The organism is Leifsonia sp. NPDC077715 (assembly GCF_040686855.1).
GTDB lineage: Bacteria > Actinomycetota > Actinomycetes > Actinomycetales > Microbacteriaceae > Leifsonia.
In genome coordinates this window covers 1-6,873 of the sequence record NZ_JBFBOG010000008.1, presented here as the reverse complement: position 1 = coordinate 6,873, position 6,873 = coordinate 1, and the positions used below count along the sequence as shown (strand labels likewise).

Here is a 6,873-nt window from a genome sequence, read left to right as displayed (position 1 = left end):
GAGGACTGGAAAGGTATTGTTTTTGCTGAGATAGTAGAAGGCAAATCCGTTGAAACTGAAAAACCGTATACACCTGAAAATGCGTCAAAGCTTCTTAATCTTGGTGATATAGGTATTGTTATCTGGTCATTTATTAAAGAGCAGGCGCAAAAGATTCAGGAGGAAGCTGATAAGGACAAAGCTTTAATTTTGGGAAAGTCACCGAGCTCTACAAATATCAAAAAACGTATGCGTCGAAAACGCCGCACGAAATCGAACAGATCAAGTTCTTAGGTGGACATATTCCGGATCCACCAGAATATTCTTATGCGGCTGACTCGATCCTTGCAGCCTTTAGCACGATTATCAGATCAAGACGATATGAGCGGGGTATTCCTTTATCTTTAGATCAGCAGGCTATCAATGTATATGCTGAGCATAATGATTTGCCTGTTGATGCTCATATATTTCACGACTGTATTTTTGCTTTAGATAATTTATTTATTGAAGAAGTTCATAAGAAAATTTCTACTAAATCCAAAAAGTAATAAAGTAGCTATCTACGTGATAGCTACTTTATTTATTGTGCAACACCTATCCTGATGTCTACAAAAAACAGTATATGCAAGCTCTACTCAAGCTTGCTCCTAAGGTATATAAAGAGGAAGCTCTATTAAGAGATTTTGAGGCCATGATTGGCTTTTATGAAAAAGCATTTGTTATTAATTGTGCTTAAAATTGATTTATTAATAAAAATGCTAGAGATGATAATTTTTATTGCCTCAAAAGTATGCGATTGTTAAATTAAAACATTTTTTAAAAAATGGGTGATTCCGTGAAAGCTTTTATTTTAATTATAGGATTTATAACTTCTAGTCTATGTTATGCAGAAGACTGGAAATTGGTAGCGGAATCAACAGATAATGTACGTACATATTTGGATATTGAAACATTAAATTATCATTCAAATGATAATTCTGTAAGCGTTTGGTCTAAGGTAAATAATATAAAAGAACAGTTAGATACTGGGATACTTACGGAATATAAGACACTAGATTATTATTTTTGCAGTTCAAGAACATCCACTACGGTTAAGGGTATAGCTTATGATAAACAAGGCAATATACTTGAAACTAGTGATTCGACAATAGGACCAAGCAATATTGTTCCTGGATCTGTTGAGGATACTGTTTTTAATTATGTATGTAAAAATCCCAAGTTAGAGGTTGTAAATTAAAATCTAACCAATAAGGACAAGAACCGCTAGAGATAGCGGTTTTTATTGCTTCTGAAATAACCGCTTGTTAAATTTTACTCATTATTAAAATGGATATTTTCATGATAAAGTTTTATCTATTTACAATTATGTTTACATTGATGGGTACGGTTCAAGCCAAATCATTGGAAAATATGGAAATAAAGAAAAGGTGTGAATCATATACAGAACTAGCATTGGTCTATTGGGATAATTATTTCAATGGTCAAAGTCGAGAGGAGCAATATAATTTAGTCGAAGAAAAGATCCAAGATGAAGTGGGGATTGTTTTTAGTAAGAAATTAATTGACATTGCCTACGACTATATACCATTTCCGGTGAATGAAAGTGAAAGAAAAGCATACAGGAAAGATTATTCATCCATGTTTTTCAATAAATGCATAATAGGCTATAAATCTTCTAATTAAATTTTAGAAATCATCCTTAAATACCTTCGGGTAGTTTTACATTATGTGACATTTAGTAACTAGTTTGTTAAATTACCCCTAAATATAGGGGGATTTTATGAAAAAGATAATTTTATTAGGTTTAATATTTTCTTTAGTAGGGTGTGCTACAGCGCCCATTTCAACAACTATGGCAAAGCAAACACCAAAAGAGCGCTTATTAGCTTATCAAGAGTACAAAGATGGTTATGCCGAAGTGGAAATTACTAGAGATACTGGATATCTTGGTGGAGGTTGTTATTTAAGTGTGCTTTTCCGTAATGAAACGATTGGACGTTTTGATACTGGTGAAAAAGCTACCTTTTATTTACCAATTGGTCAATGGAGCATGGCAGTAGCAGCTGATCGTCAAGGTAAAGGGTTATGTGCAGCAGCTGGATTTAACCCAGCATTTGAACAACAAAATATAAAACCAAATATTAAAAATATTTTCCGTATAAGTTCTGGTCCCTATCGCAGACCTAGATTATTGCCTTTATGAATGAGATAAAATAATGAAAAAGATAATTTTTTTTGGGTTAATTTTTTTACCTTCTATTTCTTGGGCACAAATTAAAAATGTTGGTGCTTGTGAGATACCAAAATATAAAATCGTTATTGCTGATGTGGGATTAGGAAAATCAGCAAAAGAACTAGTATCTAAAGAATATAGAGGACTAGAACTTGATAATGAGTTTTTTAATAAAAAAGGAAATAAGGAATATCGAGTTTCTATATTAAATAGAAAAAATGATATTTGGTTAAGTGGGCAACCAATCTATGATTTTAATTTTATAACCTATGATCCAAAAAATTATAAAATTTTAAGTTTTGGGTTAAGTTTAAGATTAGATGATTTTCCAGTGGGTAAAGTTAAAGATGCCCTTATAACCTTATATGGTTTACCTAAAGTTGGTTGGAGCTTGACTCAAGAAATTGATCCTAAATACGGTGATGTCAATCAATATCATTATAGATGTAAGGACTATTGGATAGATATATCACAATCTGGATTGGGAACTAGTCTGAGAATGTATGATAAAGGTGGGGCGAAATGAAAAAGATTATTTTGTTGAGTTTAGTTTTCTTGCCTATTTTGTCGATTGCAAAACCTTCTAATCCTATTAGCGATGATGAACGGGATAAAAATTGCCGAATGTACATGGAATTGGCTAATACTGTCATGATGCAAAAACAAAATGGTTTACCATTGATTAAAGCTTTAGAGGCAAATGATTCAGCACTCAAGAAAACTCCAAATAAAAATATGCATAAAATAACTACTTTAATTATTCGTGATGCTTATGAGCAACCGAGTTATTCAACCCCATCAATAAAGCAGGAGCAGTTAAATGAGTTCTCTGCAAAATATTATTTGGGCTGTATGGCAATGTATGAATAATAGAAACAACCTAGAGTGTACTGTTTTACTTGAATAGGTTCAGGATCAAATATGAAAAAACTTTTATTATTTATATTGTCTTTGAGTGCTTACTCAATCGCGAATGCTGGATTCAATATATTAAATACTCCAGAGGTGATATCGGTAGGTAGATGTCATATGGGATATTGTTCTTGGTCTAAATCCATTAGTACAAAGATCATATCAGAAACAAGTAAAAATATTTTACTTGAGGCAACCTTGTTGGGTGGTACTTCGGAATTTGATCCTGAAGATAGTAGAGGTGGAGATCAAGATATAAGCTGGGACAAAAAACCACACAAATTAATTATCAATTGCTCATATACAAAACCATCGGTTGGAAGTAGCTCCCAATTAACAATATTGGATTTTAGTAGCGCGGATGGGATGCCAGCTGTATATGATTCTGATATATCAGTTTATTTTAAGTATTGTCATTCCTATACCGATAATGGTGATGCCCCAAAAGAGTTCGGATATATAAATTAACGCAAGTAGAGAAAGCAGCTTAGATTACTTTTTTATATAAAGGCTTGTCTGAGACTCAGCACTTATAGAAAGGCCAAATTAATTTAATGCCTTAGATTGGTAATTATATTTAACTTAAACAGAACCCACTACTTGAGTGGGTTTTTTATTGCCTAGAGGAAAGTAAAAATGGCACAAGAATCTCGTTTGGTCATTGTTATTGATTCGCAAAATGCTGAACGTAACGCGCGTAATCTAGGCAATGAGCTCAATAGTATTGAACGTAAAGGTGATTATGCTTCAAAGTCAATGGATGGCTTATCTGTCTCGACACGTGCACTTGCTGGCTATATGGCAGGGTTGTTAACAGTTGGATCAGCCGTATCTAAAATGGATGCCTATACAGGCTTGCAGAATAGATTGAAGTTGGTTACTAACAATCAAGCTGAGTTAAATAAAGCGACTGAAGATACTTTTCAAATTGCCCAAAGAACCTATTCTGCTTGGGATTCGGTTTTACAGGTATATCAGCGCTTTAGTGATAACGCCAAAACATTAAATCTTACTATGGATGATACCGCCCGTTTAACGGAAACCGTATCGAAAGCAGTGGCCATTAGTGGGGCAACTGCAGAAGCAGCTGATGCAGCATTAGTGCAGTTCGGGCAAGCACTTGCCAGTGGCACACTACGCGGTGAAGAGCTGAATTCTGTTATGGAGCAAACACCAGCATTAGCAAAGGCCATTGCACAAGGTATGGGGATTACCGTAGGAGAGTTGCGTTCAGTAGCAGCTGAAGGAAAAATTACTTCTCAAGAAATTGTAAAAGCTCTAAGAAATGTGGAGTCAGATGTAGATGCATTATTTGGTAAAACTGATATCACAATTGGACAATCATTAACTCTTTTAAATAATGAAATTACCAAATTTGTAGGAGAAGCTGGGAAAGGCTCAGGAGCGGCACAAGTACTTTCTGGTTCGATTCAGGTACTTTCAAGTAATTTGAACTTACTTGCTGACGGAGCACTTATCGCTGGTATCGGATTAATCACCCGTGCAATTTTACTTAAAGGAGCTGCTGTTAAAGAGGGAATAGTTTCTACATTAGCTAGTCGTCAAGCTTCTATAGCAAAGGCTCAAGCAGAACTTAGTGAGGCGGCAGCAACTTTAAATACAGCTAAAGCACACCTTGCTAATGTTCAGGCAACTAATGCTGAGACTCAAGCCAAATATGGAGCTACTGCAGCTGCTTTAAGATACACCCAAGCTCAAGCCGCTGTGACAGCAGCAACCAATGCACAAACTGCTGCACAAACCAGATTGACTGCTGCTACGTCATTAGCTGGCGGTATTGGTAGCCGAGCTCTTGGACTTATTGGAGGTCCTATAGGTGCTATTACTATTGGTATTACTGCTTTGGCCGCAGGCTATATGTATTTTCAAGAGCAGGCGGAAAAAGCCAATAAAAAGCTAGAGGAGCAAGCAGCGGTTGCAAATAAAACGGCTGAAGAACTTAAAAAATTAAGAGGAGTTGAAAAGCAATCTGCTATTGATGATATGACCAAGGCATTGGAAGCTCAAAATAAGGAATTGAGAAAGACTGAACTTGCTGTCGGTTCTGCATTAATTAACATTCAAAACTATGCAGTCGGTAATGCGGAACTTGCCAAAATTTCTAATGATGCACGTACGGGTACTATTAGCTATACCGAAGCCATTGAACGATTAAATGGAATGAAAATTCCACCTGACTTATATAACGCACTTAAGCAACAAGTTGAAAAATATGACGAAGGTTATCAAAAGGGTACTAAGTTAGTTGAAGGTTTAAAGAATGTTGGTGTTGAAAGTAAGTTAGCTGGGAATGCTGCGCAAAACGCTGCACTTCAACATCAACAACAAGCGAATGCAATTGGTAATACAGCAACTGAAGCAGAAAAAGCATCGAAGGCTTTACAGGATTATCGGGATAAGCAAAGAGATAATGTGCTTGATTCAATCTATAAATCAGGTTTGCTTGATTCGGGATATACCGTTGCTCAGGCTAACGCGATTCTAGAGCTGCAAAAAGCTAAAGGGATGAGTGCAATTTTATCTAAAGATGAAATTGATAGTGCTTTGCGAAACCTCAAAATTATTGAGGAACAACAGGAGCGTGAAGAGAAACTAATTGACTCCAAACGTAAGCAGACAAAGGAGTTGGAGCAGCAGGAGAAGATTGCTAAACGTCTTGTAGGTGTATCAGGAAAATCAGGGATTGGCACAGGTCCTCATCTTGATGTTCGCTATGGCGGTTCAATGTCTGGCCAGAAAGTATCGAATGAACATCTAGCCCGATTACAGGCAGGCGGCAAACCATTGTCATCTTACAAGATCAGTTCAAATTACGGTCCACGAAAAGCACCTACCAAAGGGGCTTCTTCATTTCATAAGGGTATTGATTTTTCAATGCCTGAAGGCACACCGATCACGACCAATGTCGCCGTGAAAGATATTAAGACATGGTATGACAGCAAGGGTGGTGGTTATGTCAGCGAGGTGATCTTTGAGGATGGCGTATCTCTTAAGTTACTTCATCAATCGCCGAGTATGCAAAGCAAGGTTAAGAGCGGAGCAAGCAAAGGCAGTGATAAAGCTTCGGGTGACATTCAATCACAACTTGATCGTCAGTTAGATGCTCAGCGTTCACTTGAAAATGAGGTAGCTAGTGAAGTACAGCGGATCCAGAATAACTTAACAGTTAGATTGGAGGATGTTGATAAAGCAGGTTTTACCCCAGAACGTACTGCTGAAATCAAGGCAGAATTACAGCGCCGTGCAGATAATGATATTGCGATCGCCAAACAAGCGATTAGAAGCAAACTTGAGGATTATAAGGAGTTCCAGAAAACCGAGGCTGATTTACTTAAAGAAAGTTTTGATCGCAAAAAGTTCAATGCGACTCATGACATTGAATTAAGTAAATCTGAACAAAAGCAAGCAGTAGAGCTGCTAGAACAGCAGTATCAGCAAGAACTAGGATTGATGAAATTAGCCCAAGAGCAGCGATCATTTCAAGCCCGTTTATCTCTGCTTTCCGAAACTCAGGCCATGCAGGAACGTTATAGGCTGGAAAGAGAGGAAATTCTTAAGAATACAAAGCTTTCTATTGAAGAGCGGCAAAAGCTAATCGCATTATCTAAAGCCACACAGGACAAAGAGACACGAGACAAAGTTAATAACGCTGTTCAAAACTGGGGTGGTATTCAGGCTGATATGAATGGTTCCAGTGAGTTCTTTAGACAGGATCAGGAACGTTTTAG

8 protein-coding genes are annotated in these 6,873 nt (G+C 36.7%); all 8 read left to right on the top strand.

Going from position 1 to position 6,873, the window contains the following annotated elements:
* The coding region (locus AB0P25_RS19265; RefSeq protein WP_363809539.1) for a hypothetical protein at positions 1-273 on the top strand (273 nt) is incomplete at its 5' end.
* Between the two features lie 529 nt (positions 274-802).
* Positions 803-1,216 (top strand): surface-adhesin E family protein, encoded by a 414-nt coding sequence (locus tag AB0P25_RS19260; RefSeq protein ID WP_363809538.1) that lies wholly within the window; start codon positions 803-805, stop codon positions 1,214-1,216.
* A gap of 101 nt (positions 1,217-1,317) precedes the next feature.
* Positions 1,318-1,662: a hypothetical protein gene (locus AB0P25_RS19255; RefSeq protein ID WP_363809537.1), complete on the top strand. Its 345-nt coding sequence runs from the start codon at positions 1,318-1,320 to the stop codon at positions 1,660-1,662.
* 97 nt (positions 1,663-1,759) lie between these two features.
* On the top strand, positions 1,760-2,182 hold the full coding sequence (locus AB0P25_RS19250; RefSeq protein ID WP_363809536.1) for a hypothetical protein: 423 nt from the start codon (positions 1,760-1,762) through the stop codon (positions 2,180-2,182).
* A gap of 13 nt (positions 2,183-2,195) precedes the next feature.
* Positions 2,196-2,738 (top strand): hypothetical protein, encoded by a 543-nt coding sequence (locus AB0P25_RS19245; RefSeq protein ID WP_363809535.1) that lies wholly within the window; start codon positions 2,196-2,198, stop codon positions 2,736-2,738.
* Positions 2,735-3,082, top strand: a complete 348-nt coding sequence (locus AB0P25_RS19240) for a hypothetical protein (protein WP_363809534.1) — start codon at positions 2,735-2,737, stop codon at positions 3,080-3,082. The genes AB0P25_RS19245 and AB0P25_RS19240 overlap by 4 nt, the downstream gene beginning before the upstream one ends.
* Before the next feature lie 51 nt (positions 3,083-3,133).
* Positions 3,134-3,592 (top strand): hypothetical protein, encoded by a 459-nt coding sequence (locus AB0P25_RS19235; RefSeq protein WP_363809532.1) that lies wholly within the window; start codon positions 3,134-3,136, stop codon positions 3,590-3,592.
* Between the two features lie 168 nt (positions 3,593-3,760).
* On the top strand, positions 3,761-6,873 hold a 3,113-nt coding region (locus AB0P25_RS19230; protein ID WP_363809531.1), incomplete at its 3' end, for a tape measure protein.